Consider the following 17,934-nt stretch of genomic DNA (forward strand, 5'->3'; position numbering starts at 1 on the left):
GAACGAGGGGCTGTGACATGGGCTATGACCTCGTCGGCTGGGATGTTCGAATAAACAACCCTTGGCCGCGCGAGGGCATAGACCTCTCACGTTCTGCCCCTTCACTTTCTGCCTACAAAAATGGCTGAACTATAGAATAGCGCTTCTTGGAGATCATCCAGTCCCGCATGTTCCGCAGCCAATCGAGCTCGACGTCGCGCCCGTACTCAGGAACCCACCTCACCTCCTCGGCCAGTCGCATGATCTCCTCGCGCCAGGGGTCCATGGCGATGAACCATTCGTCCACAAGGCGAAATAGAACTTCGGTGCCACATCGCCAACAGTGGGGGTAGCGGTGCTGATAGTCATCGACTCGATAAAGAAGCCCGCGCTGCCGTAATGCCTCCAGCACCGCCTCGGCGGCCTCCGAGGCCTGCATGCCGGTAAAGGGACCAGCCCCTGCCTGGAACCGCCCATGCTCGTCGATCGGGGCCACCGTCGGCAGACCGTGTTCGCGGCCCAGGTCATAGTCCTCTTTGCCGCAGCCGGGCGCGACGTGGACAATTCCGGTCCCTTCAGCCTCAGAAACCTCGCGCCAGGGCAGCACCCGATGCGCAGGAACCGCCGCCCGCGCCTGGGGGAGATTATCGAATGGACCGAGGTAGCACAGTCCGACCAGGGCTTCGCCCGTCAGCTCGCGCTCGATCACCCACGATTGCTCTGCCTGCATGACCGCAGGAGCGCGACTCGCGGCGAGGTAGTAAACGTCCTCGCCTTGGCGCACCTTTGCGTACTTCAGGTCGGCATTGACGGCGCATGCGACGTTGGCAGTCAAGGTCCAAGGGGTCGTCGTCCACACCAGCAGGGATTCATTTGGGTGTCTTGCCAAAGGCAATCTGACCACCACGCCGGGATGCACGACCTCTCGATAGCCCTCCTGGAGTTCCTGCTGAGAGAGTCCAGTGCCACAGCGGGGACACCAGGGCATGACATCGGTTCCCGGATAGACCAGGCCGCGCTGGTGGCATTTCTTCAGGAAATGCCAGATGGCGTAGTTGTTCGCTTCAGAGTCGGTGCGATACGAGTTCTTCCAGTCCATCCAGCAGCCAAGGCGAAGCGACTCCTCGGTTATCGCATCGCAGAAGCGATCCACTCGCTCCTTGCACCGAGCGACGAACTCGGCGACTCCGTAGGCCTCAATGTCGCGCTTGTTGGTGAATCCAAGCTCCCGCTCAACCTCCACCTCGACCCACAGGCCCTGGCAGTCAAAGCCATTCTGATAGCGTTGATCTCGGCCCCGCATCGCCCAGAAACGTTGGAGTAGGTCCTTGAGCGTGCGCCCCCAGGCGTGATGCACTCCCATGGGATTGTTCGCCGTGATTGGGCCATCCAGGAAGGAGAAGCGGGCGCCTCCACGGTTGCGTGCTCGGAGCTTGGCGAAGATGCCGCGCTCCCGCCAGAATCCCAGCACCGCGCTTTCGAGTTGTCCTTGATCCGGCAAGCCTCCCTGTTCCTCGAACATGATCTTCCTCCTCAATGCGGCCGAAACGCAAAAAGCCCACCGCCTCTCTTGGCGGTGGGCTGGGGTTTGCTGGCGTTAGGTGCTTGGCGCTACTTCCTGGCCGACCAGCATCGCCCCCGGCTCACCGCCGGGGTGATAATAATGATGATGCTGGTGATCGGGAAGACGCTCTGGCTCATTTGAGTCTTGGATTGGCTCCAAGCAGCTTATACCATAGTCGAGGCCGGCGCGTCAATTGGGGGAAGCCTGGCAACCGGGGACTGTTACCTGTTCCCCTGCCGACCTTCCAGCCCGCAGGGGCGTGAGCCGCCAACAGCCACGCGCTGAGCGGGATGGCCGTTGCTCATTGATCCCACAGCTCCGCGACCTGCCGGGCGTACATGCAGGCCCCGGCGATAGGTTGCGGCGCCGCGGAAGCGCATGGTATAGTCTGCGCAGCGGCGGCGGCGCCCCGACTGGTCGGGGCCGGAGGTGCTGGCCGGTGGGCGAACGGGTGACGCGGCGGCGCGAAGAGACAACCGAACTGTGCTTCAAACGACGCCCGGCGGCGTGGAAGGAATTCGATCCGCTGGACCTTGCGTGCGCGGCGGCGCTGGGGATCGAGCCGTCGCAGGTGCGCCCGGACCTGCTGCTGGTGGAGGGCACGCGCGGCAGCGCGGTCACCGGCGGCGCGCCGTGTCCGTTGGTGGTGATCGAGACTTTCCGCGGGGTGGCGGTGCGAGTTCACGAGCCGCTGCGGGCCGCGATCGAGGACCTGGTGCGGGAGGGCATGGAGCAGGGCGCGGCCTTGTCGTGCGCCAATCGAGAGCGGCTGGTGCAGGCGGTGATGGCGCGCCTAACGGTGGTTGAGGTGTGGCATGATCTGCTCCACTACACCGACCGCGCCCACTTCGTGCCCTGGCGCGGCCACAGAGTGCGCCGCCTGCCGCCCCCGGCGCTTCCGGAGCGCCGCCCCGTGGAGACGGTGGGGGCGATGCCGGTGGCTGGGGGATACGGAGCATATGTGAAGGGCGAGCTTGCCGCCTACGCCGACATCGCGCTGCGCGGCGACTACGCCTGCGCCATCGGCGTGTTCACCGAGCAGGAGTTCCGCGGCCGGGGCCTGGGGCGGTCGGTGGTCAGCGCGGCGACGCGGGCGATCCTGGGGGCGGGGCGCATTCCGCTGTACTCCACGGATGAGGCCGGCCTCGCCTCGCTGGCGGTGTGCCGGTCGCTGGGGTATCTCCGGTTCGGGCAGGACCTCTACTGCTTCCTGGCGCCGGAGCAGGAACGCGCGCGCCGCGAGCAGGCCAAGCGCGAAGCCGAGCGCCGCGCCCGCGACATTGCCCTGCAGCGATGGATAATAGACTGACGCGGGCGCTGGGGCCGCGGCGAGCGCCGGTCAGGCGACGTCTTTCGTCCGCCGCAGCGCTTGCGTGACATCACGCAGCGCCTGACCGGCGGCCTGCGCGTGCTCCGCGCCGACCGGCAGGCGGCTGAAGCGGGCACGCAGGTACGCGGTTGTGATCGCGTCCACCGCGCGCATGGCAACCACCAGATAGGTACGCTGGCCCAGCCGCCGCGCGTACTCGTAGGGCGTTTCCCGGGAATAGGTAGCTGTCCCTGTTTTCCCCTGTTTTCCCGTGTTTCTTCGCCGGAGCGACCTCACCGCCGGTTGATTCTGCTGTGCACCACCCACGGGCGCGATTCATCGCCGGTGCGCGAGCTTCCCGCCATCACCAGCGACCCGTCCGGCCCGAACGCGATCGCCGGATCGAGAAGCGAGCCAGCGGCGTATACGGCCTTCCCCGGCCAGGTCTCGCCGCCGTCCTGGCTGAATGCCAGCCAGACCTCGCCCGCATTGTCTCCCACGTCGCAGACTTCCTGGACGATGACCAACGTATCGCCAGTCGACGTCAGCTCCAAGCTGAAGCTGGCGCGCTTGCCGCTGGTCAGGGGTTGCACCGTCTTCGGATCAGACCAGGACTTACCGCCATCGTGGCTCGAGCTTAGACACAGGCGTCCGATCCTTGCCCCCTGGGGACCTTCGAACTCACGCCAAGCGACGTAGATGCGGTCCCGGGCCGCCATTCCGGCGGCGTCGGTGATCCCTGCTTTCGGCCAGGATGGCGACTTGAGCCATCCCCAGGCATTCCCCCCATCAGAGCTCTGTAGTACATCCACCCGATCGCCATGGAAGTCTTCGACCGAGACCCACGATGGACTCGCGATGAGCAAATCACCGTTGCGGCTGAAGATTCCTGCGCGCCCGGCATTCCCGAGCCTGACCCGCGGATGGGCGGTCCAGGTCATCAGATCCTCGGAGGAGTAGAGGTCAATGCCGTTGTGATGCATGTAGGTGTGCACGTAGAGGCGATCCCGATGGACGCAGATCTGGTGTAGGTGGAGGTTGGCCGAGTCAGTGTATTGCGTGGCCCCGAACTCCAGCAGTCGCGGCTGGGACCACGTTCTCGCGTCGGGGCTCTCGGACAGCCAGCACTCGAAGCGGTCGCACTGCCAGCGCTCCTTGCCCCACATCACGCCATCCTGCCAGACCAGGACCCACCGGCCTGCAAACCAAGCCAGCGAAGCGCCGTTGCTGAGGAGACGGCTGGGCTTGTCGATCACCACTCGAAAGTCCTCCGGCAGGGCATAGTCCGCCAGATGCTGTGTAACCATGTCCGTCATCTCCTTCTTGAGTCGCCGTCGCGCGTCGTGGAGCCGGCGTTTCACGGTTCCCGTTGGCACTCCCAGCAGGGTCGCGCACTCGGCAATCGAGTAGCCCTCCATGTAGAAGAGCGTTACGGTGTCCGCCTGGACTTCGGTGAGCACCGACAACGCTTCCCGGATGCGCTCGATGCCGTGGGCGGGCTGCGCTACGTCGGCGGCGAGGCCGGTCTCCGGCAGCGGAAGCTCGCGCGACTGAAGCCGCCCACGGTCGCGGCGGAACTGCTTCGCCTGGTTGCGCGCGATGCCACAGACCCAGGGGCCGAACTTGCTCGGATTCACCAGCGCATGCAACTGACGATAGGCCGCGATGAAGCTTTCTTGGAGGACGTCCAGCACCGCTTCTTGATCGGAAAGCACCGCGAATGCCGCGGCGTGAACGGCTCGCTGAAAGCGCCTCACCAGCACATCGAACGCGGCTGGCTCGCCCGCCCTGGCCATCTCGACCAACCGGGCATCGCTCATCTCTGGCCTATGGTTCGTCATCGGACGCATACTCTATCGACTGACCGCCGCGCGACAGCGCTCGGCATCTGTGAATATGTTGCCCGCGCAGCCGAGAAGGTTCGGGGGCGGGGGGAAGCAAGCCCCGCGTACCTTCAGGCGATCTCATGACACAGGAGCTGGCGGCAGAGTCCTCATGGCCGACGTCGGAGGTGGCTGCGGCGGCGTTCGTGGAGGTAATGGGCACGTTGGCGTGTGCAGAAACGACCGCCGGTGCGGCCCTTTATCGCACTTCCTTAATTCGCCGCAGGCCCTGGCGGAGGTCCTCCAGCGCCTGGCGTGTCCGCGCCGCGTGTTCGCCGGCGATGGGGCGATCGCTGTAGCGCGCCAGCACGTAATCGCCGGTGATCGCCCTCACCGCCGGCATGACCGATACCAGGTAGGCGCTGCGTCCCAGTCGGCGGGCGTATTCGTTGGGCGTCTCCGCCCCGCTGCGCCCGATGCCCCGTCTGGCGCAAACCCGCACCAGCTTCTCGTAGCTCAGGACCACCCGGGCCCGGTAATCATCAGGGCGCAGGCCGCGCTCGCGGCGCCGCAGCGCCAGGTAATCGTCGAGCCACCGCGCCTTCGCCGCCATTGCCGCCCACGCCAGCACCGCCAGCGCCGCCGCGGTCGCCAGCGGGTGACCGCGCATGAGCAGCGTCAGGCGCCCAAACCACGCACGCCGGCGCGCCGGGGCTGCGCCCTCGGTGTCATCCCCAGCGGGCGCCGCGTCCACGGCGATCCACCCCCGCTCCGGCAGGTAAGCCTCCACCCATGCGTGGGCATCGCTCCCGCGCACGACATAGACGCCCGCAGCGGAGTCGTAGGTGCCCGGCGCGTAGCCGGTAGCGACGCGCGCCGGAATCCCCACCGCTCGACACATCAGGGCCGCGGCGCTGGCGAACAGGTCGCAGTAGCCGACGTGGCTGCGGGTCAGGAAATAGATCACCGCGTCTTCGCGCGGCGGGGTTGCCGGAGCGTCCAGGCTGTAGGCGGCGTGCGCGTGCAGATAGGAGATGATGGCCTCCACCTGGGCCTGCGGCGCGCGGATGTCGCCCACTGCCTGCCGGGCGAACTCGTGCACTCGATCACGCACCAGGGGTAGTATATGCAGCAGCTCCGGGGCGCTGGCATCGAGCACGCTCCACTTGCCGGGCGACACCAGGTGGTCCACCTGGGATTGCACCTCGTAGGAAGCGTTGGGGCGCAGGCTGCCTCCGGAGATGAACAGCGATCCCGCCCGGTCGGTGGTCGGCACCCCCCAGCGCACGTCGTCCGCGATGCGCCCCATCTGCAGCGGCTGCATGGCCGCGAATGCGAAGGTGGTGGGCAGGTTGACGAGCTCGAATTCCTGCTTCACTACGCGCCCCGGCGGCGCGCCGATCAGCGGGCGCAGGTCGAGGCCCCCGCCCGCCGCGGGGGGGACCGTGGAGATGCCGCCCCGCGGCGCATCCCAACTGCTGCCGGTGTAGTGGTACAAGGATTCCCCCCGCCACAACAAAGGTTGTTCGCTCTTCACGCGCATGACGACCTGCTGGCTGAGGCGCAGGGGGCCGGCGCCGACGGTGAGCTGCCCGGGCGATATCCACGACGAGCTCCCGGTCGCTCCGCGGCCCCGACTCGCGTCGGCGCTGGCGGCGCCGATGCCGCCAGCGCGCGCCGGCAGCACCAGCGGCAGCCTATACTGGGGCAGCAGCGCCGCCGCCGCCCGGGCCACCGGCAGCGCCACCCCCGCGCAAGCTGCAACCAGCACCGCCAGCACCACCAGGCGCTCGCGCGCCACCCGCCACGCGTCCTGCCCCGGCGCGACCGGGCGGCGCTCGCGCTCCGCCATGAGGTGCGCCTGCCCCGCGAGGTAAGCCGCCGCCAACACAAACACCAGAAACGCGAGGGTGAATTGCGGGTCGAATGTGTAGCTGCCGATGACGCCGAAAATCGCCAGGCTCGGCACCGTGCAGAACAGCAGGCCGTCCGCGCTCACCAGCCCGAAACTGCGCGCGATCACCAGCCCCGCCAGCAGCAGCCCCACGCCAACCTGCCCCCCCGGGCCGGCTACTTCCGCCACCGGCTGGCCCATGAACTCGCCGGTCGTGAAATACCACCATAGCCCCGCTATCGCCAGCGCGGCGCTCCACAGCAGCGCGTAGGGGCGCACCCGCGGGTACGGGCGCACCAGCCAGCTCACCGCGAAACCCGCCACCAGGGCCAGCCCGAAGGCGCGCGTCATCGGCGCGTCCTGCACCGTCATCGCCACCGCCCACAGCCCACTGGCGCTAACGGCAAAGGCGCACAGGTATAGCACCGCCTGGTCGAACGGTTGGTCTGTGGTCTGGTCGCGGTTATGCTGCATCTGCCATCGCTCGCCCGAGCACGCGCTCCAACTGATCGCCGCGGCGCACGATCTCGACGCGCGCCCCGGCTACGCGCAGGCGTTTCTCCCACGCGTAAACGTCGGGGGCGGGCTGGGCGCCGTAGCTGCCGGCATCGAACAGCATCACCACCACCTGCGCCCGACGCCGCACCCATGCCCCGACCAGATCCAACAGACCCGCCTCCGGCGCCGCCGTCAGCAGCACCGCCGCCGCGCCGGCCGCCGGGCCCTCGACCTCCGCCATCACCTGCGCCAGCGACCACTCCCCCTGCGCCTCCATGCGCGCCAACGCCTCGAGCAGCAGCGGCAGTTCGCCCGGTTGCCCCGCCGCCACCCGATAGCTGCGCCCGCCGTCCCGCCCCACCACCATCGCTCGCGCCCCGTTGTCAACGGCGTGTGCCGCCAGCGAGGCCGCGGCCTTGATCGCGACCTCCAGGGTGCTGTCCTTGCCTGCTCCCGCGTGCGCGCCGCGGCGCAGATCTACCGCGATCACCAGATCGGCGCCCAGGGTCTCCTCGAACTCGACCACGTGGAAGTGCCCCAGCCGCGCGGTCGAGGGCCAGTGGATGCGCCGCAGCGCATCGCCCGGCCGATAGTCGCGGATGCCGTAGAGCTCCATCCCCGCGCCCGCCAGCGTCGCCTGCGCCGTCTCCCAGCCGCCGAAGGTGAGCGCGCCCGCCAGCGCCTCCGCGGAGAAGCGCTCCGGCGTGGGATAGACGATCAGCTCCTGCGGCGCCTCGATGCGACGCTCGGCGTGAAAGGCCCCCAGCAGGTCGGTGGCTGAGACCACGACCGGTCCCAGCTTGAACACCCCGCGCTTGGTCGCGCGCACGCGATAGGTCAGCCGCGCCGAACGGCGCGGCAGCAGCGTGGGCAGCGCGACCTCCGCCGGGCTCACGGGTTCCAGCCATGCCGGCAGCTCGTCGCGGAGGCTGATGAACGCCTTGGGCAGCAGCGAGCGGTTGGTGACGGTGATGCTCAGGTCGCACCAACCGCCCTCGGAGAGCTTGTGCGCCGGGCCGCGCTGCAGCTCGAGCCCGCGCGTCGAGAAGCGCGCGATCAGGTACGCGCCGAGGGTGAGGAAAGCCAGCAGCCCCGCCATGAAGTACATCTGCTCCAGCCGCGCGGCAAAGCCCGTGACGGCGAGGAACACGATCGCGGTGAGCAAGACCGTCTGCCTGTAGAACACGATCAGCCGCCCTGCCCCCGGTCGTCCGCGCGCCGGGAGCTCCGCACCCCATGCGCCCGCAGCACCGCCGCGGCGATGCGCAGCTCCTCGTTCTTCGACCGCGCGCGGCGGTCCCGCCGGGCATCGCGCGCCGCCGCCAGCGCCCGGCCCCAGGCGGGATGGGGGGCGAACCCCTGCGCCAGCAGGTCCTCGCCGCGAAGCAGAGCCTTCATCTCGCGCAGGTGTGTCAGGAACAGCTCACACCGCCGCCGCGCCCGCGGCGACGAGGTGGCGGCAAGCGCCACCACCGCCTCCAGCGGCAGACCCTCCAGCGCCCGCGCCAGGGCGCTGTTGCGCAGGCGGGCCGCGGCCAGCGCCCGCCGCGCACGCCCCTGCCGCTCCAGATACGCGCTCAACGCCTGCCGGTGGCGCGCCGTCAGCCGCAGGCGCTCGCTCAACGCGCAACCCTCCGCGGGTGACAGGGACCGGGCCAGCACCAGCAGGCGCGCCAGGGCGCAGTCAGGATTTGCCCCCGGGCGGCATCGCGAAAACCTCTCGCATATTTCACCGGACCGACACAGCGCCGCCGGCGTGTCGGCCTCCACCGCCAGCCCCGGATGCAGGGCTTGCGACACGCCCAGCTTCCCGCACAGGCGCCAGCCCGCGGACGCCCGCGGCTCCTCCAGCAACAGCAGCAGCTCCCGCCGCAGGCGCTCCCCGCTGACGCGGTCCATGACTCCGGCCGCCACCGCTTCCCGTGCGAGCCGCAGCGTCCGGCGCTCAAGGTGAAAGCCAAGTCGCGCGGCATAGCGCGCCGCCCGCAGCAGCCGCGTCGGGTCGTCCACGAAGCTGCGGGCGTGCAGCATGCGGAGTTGTCGGCGGGAGAGGTCGCGGCCGCCGCCCAAGGGATCGAGCAGCTCCCGCCGGCGCCGGTCGAGGCGGAGGGCCATGGCGTTGATGGTGAAATCGCGCCGCGCGAGGTCGCCGTCAATATCGCCGGGCGACACCCGGGGCAGTGCGCCCGGACGGGGGTAGGTCTCGCGGCGCGCGGTGGCGACATCTATCGTCCCCGCCGAGGACGCGATCTTGGAGGTCAGAAAACGCGTCTCCACGGCGCGCGGGGCGCCCAGCTCCCGCGCGAGGGCGCGCGCGAAGGCAATGCCATCGCCGACCACGCACAGGTCAAGGTCGGGGCTGGGACGGCCCAGCAGCAGGTCGCGGACGCTGCCGCCGATGAGGTAAACCGGCATGCGCAGCCGCCGCGCGACGCGGCCGGCGAGACGAAGTTGTCCCTGCCGGTGGCGCGGCAACGACCCGAGCAGAGATGCGAACTCAGGGGCCACACACCCCGATTGCGCGTCAGCCACGGACACTTCCTTGTTCCCCACACCGCCACTGTGCGTTAGTGATCGAGCTGCGCGACTCCGAGGTTAGTCGTCGCCCCCTGGTTCACGCACTCACTCAAGCCGCATCATCGGCGGCGACGGGTCGAGCCATTGCTGCGAAGCCTCGGCACCACGCTCGGCATACGCGCGTCCAAACCACTTCCACTCCAGATCGCGCAGAGCATAGAGTCGGCGACCGGTCGGGTCACCGTACTGCTCCGCCACCTGCGCCAACGACGGCCCACTTGCCCGCCGCTGGTCATCGCGTTCCCGCCAGGTGCGCAGGATTTCCTCGCACGCCTCGTTCTCCAGGTAGTCGGCGTTGTTGTCACGCACGCCGATGACGTAGATGAGCTTGCTCTTGGGCGGCAGTTCGTCTGCGAGAATGGCCTGCATCCATGACGCCTCGGTGCGATAGTGGTCGCGACCAATCCCGTCGCGCAGCGCCGCCGGCAGGGCCTGGAGATCCTGCTCTTCCAGGCGCTCTTCTTCGCGGTTCGCGGCTCGTCCGAGGTAGTCGCATAGGCTTGGTACTCGCTGCTCGCGCCCCGGGATCGCATCCAGTATCTCCAGGAGTCGCGGCAATTCCGACAAGGCGGATTTCCGGACGAGTATAAACTCCGAGCGCGCCAAGCCGAGCTCCGCCATGACCTGCGCCATGAGCAGCAGGTATTCGAAGTCCCCCCGGCGCCGCGCAAAGGAGTCATGGGATTCCCTGGTTCCGTAGAACGAGAGATTGGCCATGCGCAGCCCGACAGACTGCAATGAAGCGAGAAGATGTGCCAGCTCCTCGCGCGTTCTCAGGCCCAGGCCATTCAGGGGCAGATAATCCCACCCACCCATATCATTGTCGCGCCGGAACGAAATGTAGTCTATGAGCTTTGGCAGCTCTATGTCATACGAAAAACCTATACCGAACTCAACCCGGAGCTCGCAGCCGGGAACGCCCTGTGCCCACGCGATGAACCGTTCGGCGATGTGCCTAGCGCGCTCGTAGCTGACAGATACGGGGGCCCTCGGGCCCGCGCTCATGCAACAGTGAAGACAACGGTTGGCGCAAGGAACGCCGTCCCATTCGACAGCAACGAATTGCCTCATCGAGTCACACCTTTCTGGCCGAAGGCAGCCTTACGACCCCCAAATAATGCCCCAGCATCATGTCACCCTGAGCGTCAGCGAAGGGTCTTGGTAGGATTGTCCGAACCAAGATTCCTCGCTTCGCTCGGAATGAGACCCATGCGACCAGGGGTCTCGTCAGACGGTCGAAGTCGAAGGTTTGCCTGCGGTTGGCCAATCTGCGCAATGCGCCATACAGGCGCACAAGTCTGCGGATGATCCCTCAAGACCCCGATCTTCCCTCCAGGCGCGGCGGCATGCGATCTTGGCGCAGCAGGTCGTCGAGGGTCTCGCGCTCGACAATCACCTCCGCCTCGCCGTCGTGCACCAACACCACCGCCGGCCGCGGCAGCCGGTTGTAGTTGCTGGCCATGCTGTAGTTGTAGGCGCCCGTGGTCTGCACCGCGATGAGGTCCCCCACCGCCGGCTCCGGCACCTCGATATCCTCGATCAGGGTGTCAGTCTCGCAGTGCTTGCCGGCGACGGTGACGGTGTGAGTGCGAGGGTGCTGCGCCTTGTTGGCGACGATCGCCTCATACTTGGCGCCGTAGAGCGCCGGCCGCGGGTTGTCGGATAGGCCGCCATCCACCGAGACGTAGGTGCGAACGCCGGCGATCTCCTTGACCACGCCAACGGTATAGAGAGTAGTGCCGGCCTCTCCCACCAGCTTTCGTCCCGGCTCCTGGATCAGGCGCGGGAGCGGGAAGCTGCGGAGCCGGCACCGCTCCTTTACCGCGCCGGTAACTGCCGCGGCGTATTCGTCGAGCGCGGGCGGCTGGTCGCTCTCGCGGTAGCGGACGCCGAGGCCGCCGCCCAGGTCGAGGTCCTCCAGCACCATCCCGTGAGCGTCCCTCACTTCCACGGCGAAATCCACCATCATCTCCGCCGCCTGGCGGAAAGGCTCAAGCTCCAGGATCTGGGACCCGATGTGGCAATTGATCCCCCGCAGCCTCAGGTTCGGCGCCCTCCGCGCCGCGGCGACCGCCTCCATGGCCGCGCCCCCCGCCAACGCCAGGCCGAACTTGGTGTCCACTTTCCCGGTCTGGATGTGGGAGTGAGTGTCCGCCGTCACCCCCGGCGAGACCCGCATCAGCACCTCCAGGGAGGCGCCGCGCTCTTGCGCCACCTCCTGCAGGGCGGCGATCTCCTGCAGGTTGTCAATGCCGACCCGCCCCACCCCGTGCGTCACCGCCATCTCCATCTCCTCGCGGGACTTGTTGCTGCCGTGCATGAAGATCTTCTCCGGCGGCACCCCGGCCTTGAGCGCGGTGTACAGCTCCCCTCCTGAGGACACATCAACTCCCAGGCCCTCCTGATAGACGATACGGCAGACGGCGGCGGTCATGAAGGCCTTGCCGGAAAAGGAAACGTGGACTTTCGGGTAGCGAGACTCGAAGGCCCGGCGGTAATCGCGGCAGGTCCGCCGGAGACAGTCTTCGTCCAGCATGTAGAGCGGGGTGCCGAAGCGCCGCGCCAGCTCCACGGTGTCGCAGCCACCCACCTCCAGGTGGCCGCGATCATTGATCCTCTGCGTCCCCAGCAGCATCACGTTCTCTCACCTCGCTCCATCATTTGCCAAGCGCGACCGACCCCGCGCCCGCCGCGCCGTACACGGCCCCCATATAATCCGCGGCGCCAGACCGGTCTTCTGCGATCTGGCGCCTCATCTCTGTGCTATTCCCGGCCCGGCGAGACCAGACGCCGCATCATGCGCGCTTGCGCATGCGCTTAGTCATCTCGCGGCCGGCAGTGCTCAACCCGGGAGTGGTCATGGTGCCGCTGGCTCCGGCATTATAGCCTAATCCGTGCCCCTTGGCAACGGCTACGCCCACGTCCGGTGGGACTCGGTGATGGGGCGCTCGAATATGACTGCGGAGAGTGGAGGGTCGCCCCTCTCGTCCTGTTGTCCCGGTCCCGCCCGTCATGCCGGGGGCGGAAACGGCATCTCTATCTCGCGACCCTCTGGGGCCACAAGCGCGCACCCTTCGGGCGACGCCGTCACTTGCCAGGCCCTGAGCCAGGCGGCGTACTCCTCGGGAGTGCCTTTCCACGGGCCGATCGCGAGCACGGCCAACGCCTGCAGCCCCTGGATCGGCTCGGCGCTCTGACTGAGGCCCAACACGCACCAGTCACCACTGAAATTGCTGAGGCGGTGGGAACGGCCCGTCGTGTCGAGTGCGACGATGCCGAATCCGAAGAGGCGTTCCCCATCGCAGGGATAGAGGATCCAGTCGCAGTTGCTCTGCTCCTCCAGCACCTGACCTCGCCCGATCTCCTCCCCGCGCCCGAAGATCACCTCCCCCTCCTTGTCCGCTACCAGTAGCAGGCCAGCCCAGGACACGATCCCGGGCACCAACTCTTGAGAGCAGTCGATCTTGGTGAGACTGAGGAGGTGCTCGCCGTACTTCGCGGCACCATGGACAATTCGGTCCGATGTCGCGTCCTCCGCCTTCTTTGTGAGCGAAGCCGGGTGCGGTGCCTGAGGAACGGCAAACCCATCACCGTCCTCTGAGAACGTGGTAGGGCGGAACCCGCACAGGTTGAACCAGAAGAACCGATCATCGCTCCAGAGTTCGATGCCCTGGAGCCCGACGGTGGGTGTCATGTAGCTCAGAGGCTGGATGATGTTGGCGACGGCCGCCATGTCTTTGCCCTTCCGGCACCGCCGCAGGTAGAGCTTGGAGGAGCGGTACTCGTCCGGGAGCGTCGGCTTGCGGGCGGCCACCTCCGGGCCCAGCCATCGCTTCAGCGCGCAGAGCATGGCGCCGGTGTGGAGGGCCATCTCTGCGATCTGCTCGGGCGAATCGGCGGCCCCATAGCCCATGTCATAGCGCTCAACTCCAATGTAACGTGGGGCGCGGGGGGAGTAGACGGCACTGTCCGGCTTCGCATCTCGCACCCACTTGTGGAACAGCGTGCGCGAGAGCCATTCACTGCCCTCGTCTGAAAGCAGCACGGCCGCGCCGCGGAGGCCGAGCACCAGCTTATCGACACTCTTCCGGCACGGCAGCTTCCACTGGTCCCGGCAGTCCGGCCCCATCAGTTCGAGTGTCGGCTCGTAGATCAGCATGGGGATCAGGCGGCACATGCCAGCGATGAGGCGCAGCAGGTCCGGCCGGGGCTCGACTTCACACGCTGGCAGTGCCCAAGCGACCGTGTGCGCGTAGTACGTCATCGACAGTTCGCTAGGGACGTCATGCTCGTCGCACCGGGCGAAGATCGCCTCCGCCTGCGCGCGCGACTCAGCACGCATGCGTTCATCACCCAGGAGGTAGCCGCATACTCCGAGGTTAGCCGCCCGGAGTAAAGCCGGGTTGACGCGATCATCGGCGGAGAAGTCCCACGAGCCCTCCGCCAACAGACACTCGCCCAGCGGGCGGAACAGCTCGCGGAGTTGGGCGAGTTGCGACTCCGGCAGGACGCCCTCGGCGGCCCGGTAGCAGTCGAAGAACTCCGAAAGCTCAAACAAAGTGCCGTAGGCCGGCCACTGAGGCTGGGGCTTCCCGAGTTCGTGCTCGATCTCCCGCCAGGCTCGGGTTAGGAGTTCTGTCTTGCCGTGGTGCTGCGAGTGCCGGTCCGCGTATTGGCTGAGGAGCACCGTCAGCGCCATGAAGTGAGCATAGTAAGTCTGGGACGCGAGGGGATGCTCGTCCAGGTACCGCAGCACGACAGGCATCAGCCGGTCCACCACGACGGCGACTTCTTCGGGACCTATGGCCGGCGGCGCTGGCGTTGGCGTAATCGCGGTCATGGCTAGCACCGATTCAGATGGGCACTCCGCAGGGACTATGAAACCCGGTCCTGCCTCTCCCTGTCAAGTGCGGCCTGGGGGCCGGTTCGCGGGTGGCTGGTCATTGAGCCGGCCGTTCCCTGCAAGGAGCACGGCACGGACGAGGCCGCCCCGCCAATCGAAGTCAGAGGAAGAGAGTCGGACGAGTCCTCGGGGGTTGCACCTCCCGCGGCGTGCAGGTAAGCGGGGTTCGCCGGTCGTAATGAGGCGCTGACATGCCCGTCACTTCAGGCGAGATCGTGGAGGCGCTTTTCGCTCACGCTCCGCGCGAGCTGGCGGAGCCGTGGGATAACATCGGGCTCGTCGTCGGCGATCCGCGCGTGCGGGTGCGCCGCGCGCTGCTGTGCGTGGACGCCACCGAGGAGATCATCGCCGAGGCGAAGCGCGCACGCGCGCGCCTGGTGGTCGCCCACCACCCGCCGTTCGTCGAGCCCCTCAAACGCGCGCGCGCGGACGAGGGGGAATCCGCCGTCGCCTGCGCCGCGGCCCGCGCCGGCATCGGCATCTGCGCAATGCACACCAACCTCGACTACGCGCCCGCCGGCCTGTGCGTCGAGCTCGCGCGCGTGGTCGGACTGGCGGACCTTCGCCCCTTGGCGGCGGCGGGGGCGTCGAGTCTGATCAAGCTGGCGGTGTTCGTGCCGCAGGATCACCTGACGGCGGTGCGCCAGGCGATGGCGACGGCCGGCGCCGGGCGCATCGGCGGCTACGACGAGTGCAGCTTCGGGGTCGAGGGCGTCGGCACCTATCGTCCGCTGGCCGGCGCCCGGCCGTACGTGGGCGCCGTCGGCCGGCTGGAGCAGGCGGCGGAGGTGCGCCTGGAGATGGTCGTCCCCCGCACGGCGCTGTCGCGAGTCTTGGCGGCGATGGAGCAGGCCCATCCCTACGAGGAAGTGGCCTGCGACCTCTACGCGCTGGCCAACCCGTGGCCCAACTCGGCGCGCGGGGCGTTGGGGCGGCTGCCGCGCGCGACCACGCTGAGCGCCTTCGGGCGGCGGGTGCGGCAAGCCTTGGATGCGACTACGGTGCGCATCGGCGGGGACGCGCGCCGGCGCATTCGCACTGTCGCCGTCGCCAGCGGCAGCGGCGGCAGCCTGATAGGGGAGGCGGCGGCGGCCGGCGCCGACGCGCTGCTGCTCGGGGAGCTGCGCCACCACGATGCGCTGCGGGCGCGCGCGCTGGGCCTGGGCCTGATCGAGGCCGGGCACTACGCCACCGAGCGCCCGGCGGTGGAGCTCATGCGCCGCTGGCTGGAAGAGGCATTCGGCGCGCGCATCGAGATCATCGTCAGCCGCCTTTGCGGCGACCCTTTCGCCTTCGCTCTGAGTCGGCCCCCCGCTTGAGCCGGAGGTGATCGCCTGGCTGCCGGCGTGGAAGGCGTACGCCCCGCGTCGGCGAAGTGGATGGTCGTGCGCGTGGGCGCCACCGCCCCGCGGGCGCGGCGATATCGGGCGAGCGAGGTGCTTCACTTGGCAGACGATCTGGAAACCCTCTACGAGGTGCAGCAGTTGGACACGCGCATCCAGGAGCAGGAACGCGAGCGGGAGGCGCTGGAGTCGGGGGCCGAACTGCGCGCGCACGTCGAGGTCTTGCGCATGGAAACCCAGGCCGCGCGCGACCAGTTGCGTGCCGTCGAGAACGAACTACGTGACACCGAGTTGCAGATCAAGACCCATGAGGCCAAGCAGCGTGACTTCGAGGGCAAGATGTACAGCGGGCGGGTGCGCAACCCCAAGGAGCTCGACGACATGCAGCGCGAGGTCGAGATGCTGGGCGGCCTGGTGGACAAGCTCGAGGACCAGGGCCTGAACCTGATGGAGGAAGTCGAGCGGCGCCGCGCCGCCCTCATGCAGCAGGAGGCCGACCTCGAGCAGCGGACAGCCGAGCTTGCCACCGTCGAGAAGACGTTCGCGGCCGCCAGCGCGCGCATCGCCGCCGAGATCGAGCGGCTCGCAGCGCAGCGAGCGCAGTTGACGCCGCGCCTGCCCGCCGCCCTGCTGCGGCGCTACGACGACCTGCGCGCCAAGCGCTCCAACCTCGCTATCGTCAAGCTGAACTCCGACGTCTGCTCCGGCTGCCGCATCTCCATCCCCCTCGACATCATGCGCCAGGTCAAGCGCGGCGACCGCGCCGTTGCCTGCGAATCCTGCGGGCGCATCCTGTACTGGGACAACGCCGGCCAGACGCAGCCCCGGCCCCATAGCGCCGCACCTATTTCCGGAGACCACGATGACCTCACGTGAGCGCATCCTTACCACTTTGCAGGGAGGCGTTCCCGACCGCATCGGGCGCGCCGACTCCCCGTGGAGCGAGACCATCGCCCGCTGGCGCCGGGAAGGGCTGGGCGAGAACGAGGACGTCGGCGTCAGGTTCGGCTTTGACTTCGGCGGCCTGGAGTGGACCGACCTCTCCCTGCGCTTGCCGGTGGAGGTGATCGAGGACACCGACGAATACACCATCCAGCGCGATGCCAACGGCGTGCTGCGCAAGGACTTGAAGCGCGATTCGGGGCACACCCCGCAGTGGCTCGAACATACCATCCGCACTCGCGCCGACTGGGAGCGTCTCCGGCCGCGCCTGGTGTGGTCAGACGACCGCATCAACGCCAGCGTCAAGGAGACCTATGACCGCAACCGGGAGCGCGGCCTCTTCGTCCACTTCGCGGGAGTCGAGGCCTACGAGGCAACCTGGCCGGTGTGGGGGCAGGTGGGCGTTTTCACGCAGATGATGGATGATCCGGACCTCATCGGCGACTGCTTCGCCACCTACACCGACCTCATCATCGCCAGCGCCGCCCGCATGCTGGAGATGGGAATTGACTTCGACGGGGCCTGGTTCTACGGCGACCTGGGCTATCGCAATTCCACGCTCTTCTCGCCGGCGCTCTACGACCGGCTGCTCTTCCCCCAGCACAAGCGCATGTGCGACTTCTTCAACGCGCGCGGCAAGCCGGTGCTGCTGCACTCCTGCGGGCGCATCCAGGAGCTGATCCCGCGCTTCATCGAGGCCGGTTTTGCCGCCATCCAGCCGCTGGAGGCCAAGGCAGGCCAGGATGTGCGCGAGCTGAAGCGGATCTACGGCAAGGCGATCACGTTCTTCGGCAACATTGACGTGCGCAAGATGTCGGGCACGCGCGAGGAGCTCCGGGAGGAGCTGCTGTCGAAGCTCGCGGTCGCGGCCAAGGACGGCGGCTACATCTACCACAGCGATCACTCGGTGCCGCCAACGGTGTCGTGGGACAACTACTGCTACCTGATGGAACTGCTGGACGAGCACGGGCGCTACTGAGCGCCAGGCATGACGTCACCGTCCAGGGCGATGGTATTCACCACGTTGGGCGCCAAGGGACAGTTCCCCGCCGCCCAGGGCAGCGGCCAGGCCCCGGGCTGGAAGGAACTGTCCCCTCTTGAT

13 protein-coding genes are annotated in these 17,934 nt (G+C 68.0%); 4 read left to right on the forward strand and 9 right to left on the reverse strand.

Features of this window, described 5'->3' with window-relative positions:
- Window positions 1-112: 112 nt before the first annotated feature.
- A complete protein-coding gene (locus VM221_11700; protein HUT75481.1) occupies window positions 113-1,501 on the reverse strand; it encodes a class I tRNA ligase family protein in 1,389 nt (462 codons plus the stop codon).
- Window positions 1,502-1,982: 481 nt separating this feature from the next.
- On the opposite strand from VM221_11700, the gene VM221_11705 reads away from it, so the two are divergent.
- Window positions 1,983-2,852: a GNAT family N-acetyltransferase gene (locus VM221_11705; protein HUT75482.1), complete on the forward strand. Its 870-nt coding sequence runs from the start codon at window positions 1,983-1,985 to the stop codon at window positions 2,850-2,852.
- A 30-nt stretch (window positions 2,853-2,882) separates the two neighbouring features.
- Here VM221_11705 and VM221_11710 read toward each other — a convergent pair whose 3' ends face one another.
- The 8 genes from VM221_11710 to VM221_11745 form a co-directional block, all read right to left on the reverse strand.
- Window positions 2,883-3,149, reverse strand: coding sequence for a DUF4129 domain-containing protein (locus VM221_11710; protein HUT75483.1), 267 nt, complete (start codon window positions 3,147-3,149; stop codon window positions 2,883-2,885).
- Entirely contained in the window at window positions 3,146-4,693 is a 1,548-nt protein-coding gene (locus VM221_11715; protein HUT75484.1) for a sigma-70 family RNA polymerase sigma factor, read from the reverse strand. Before VM221_11715 ends, VM221_11710 begins: the two co-directional genes overlap by 4 nt.
- Window positions 4,694-4,934: 241 nt before the next feature.
- Entirely contained in the window at window positions 4,935-7,043 is a 2,109-nt protein-coding gene (locus VM221_11720; GenBank protein ID HUT75485.1) for a transglutaminase domain-containing protein, read from the reverse strand.
- A complete protein-coding gene (locus tag VM221_11725; protein HUT75486.1) occupies window positions 7,033-8,253 on the reverse strand; it encodes a DUF58 domain-containing protein in 1,221 nt (406 codons plus the stop codon). Before VM221_11725 ends, VM221_11720 begins: the two co-directional genes overlap by 11 nt.
- A gap of 2 nt (window positions 8,254-8,255) precedes the next feature.
- Window positions 8,256-9,599 carry a hypothetical protein gene (locus tag VM221_11730; protein ID HUT75487.1) on the reverse strand — a complete coding sequence of 448 codons (1,344 nt, stop codon included), beginning with the start codon at window positions 9,597-9,599 and terminating at the stop codon, window positions 8,256-8,258.
- A 90-nt stretch (window positions 9,600-9,689) separates the two neighbouring features.
- Window positions 9,690-10,460 carry a hypothetical protein gene (locus VM221_11735; protein ID HUT75488.1) on the reverse strand — a complete coding sequence of 257 codons (771 nt, stop codon included), beginning with the start codon at window positions 10,458-10,460 and terminating at the stop codon, window positions 9,690-9,692.
- A 496-nt stretch (window positions 10,461-10,956) separates the two neighbouring features.
- Window positions 10,957-12,279 carry a diaminopimelate decarboxylase gene (lysA, locus tag VM221_11740; GenBank protein HUT75489.1) on the reverse strand — a complete coding sequence of 441 codons (1,323 nt, stop codon included), beginning with the start codon at window positions 12,277-12,279 and terminating at the stop codon, window positions 10,957-10,959.
- 375 nt (window positions 12,280-12,654) lie between these two features.
- Complete coding sequence (locus VM221_11745; GenBank protein ID HUT75490.1) at window positions 12,655-14,484, reverse strand: hypothetical protein; 1,830 nt, start codon at window positions 14,482-14,484, stop codon at window positions 12,655-12,657.
- A 254-nt stretch (window positions 14,485-14,738) separates the two neighbouring features.
- Here VM221_11745 and VM221_11750 point away from each other — a divergent pair, with 254 nt between their 5' ends.
- The 3 genes from VM221_11750 to VM221_11760 are packed head-to-tail and all read left to right on the forward strand — an operon-like array spanning window position 14,739 to window position 17,811.
- Window positions 14,739-15,866 carry a Nif3-like dinuclear metal center hexameric protein gene (locus VM221_11750; protein HUT75491.1) on the forward strand — a complete coding sequence of 376 codons (1,128 nt, stop codon included), beginning with the start codon at window positions 14,739-14,741 and terminating at the stop codon, window positions 15,864-15,866.
- A 27-nt stretch (window positions 15,867-15,893) separates the two neighbouring features.
- The gene (locus VM221_11755; protein ID HUT75492.1) at window positions 15,894-16,766 is read left to right on the forward strand and encodes a C4-type zinc ribbon domain-containing protein; all 873 of its coding nucleotides are present in this window, start codon (window positions 15,894-15,896) and stop codon (window positions 16,764-16,766) included.
- Complete coding sequence (locus VM221_11760) at window positions 16,753-17,811, forward strand: uroporphyrinogen decarboxylase family protein (protein HUT75493.1); 1,059 nt, start codon at window positions 16,753-16,755, stop codon at window positions 17,809-17,811. Before VM221_11755 ends, VM221_11760 begins: the two co-directional genes overlap by 14 nt.
- Window positions 17,812-17,934: the final 123 nt, after the last annotated feature.

This window comes from Armatimonadota bacterium (assembly GCA_035527535.1).
Classification (GTDB): domain Bacteria; phylum Armatimonadota; class Hebobacteria.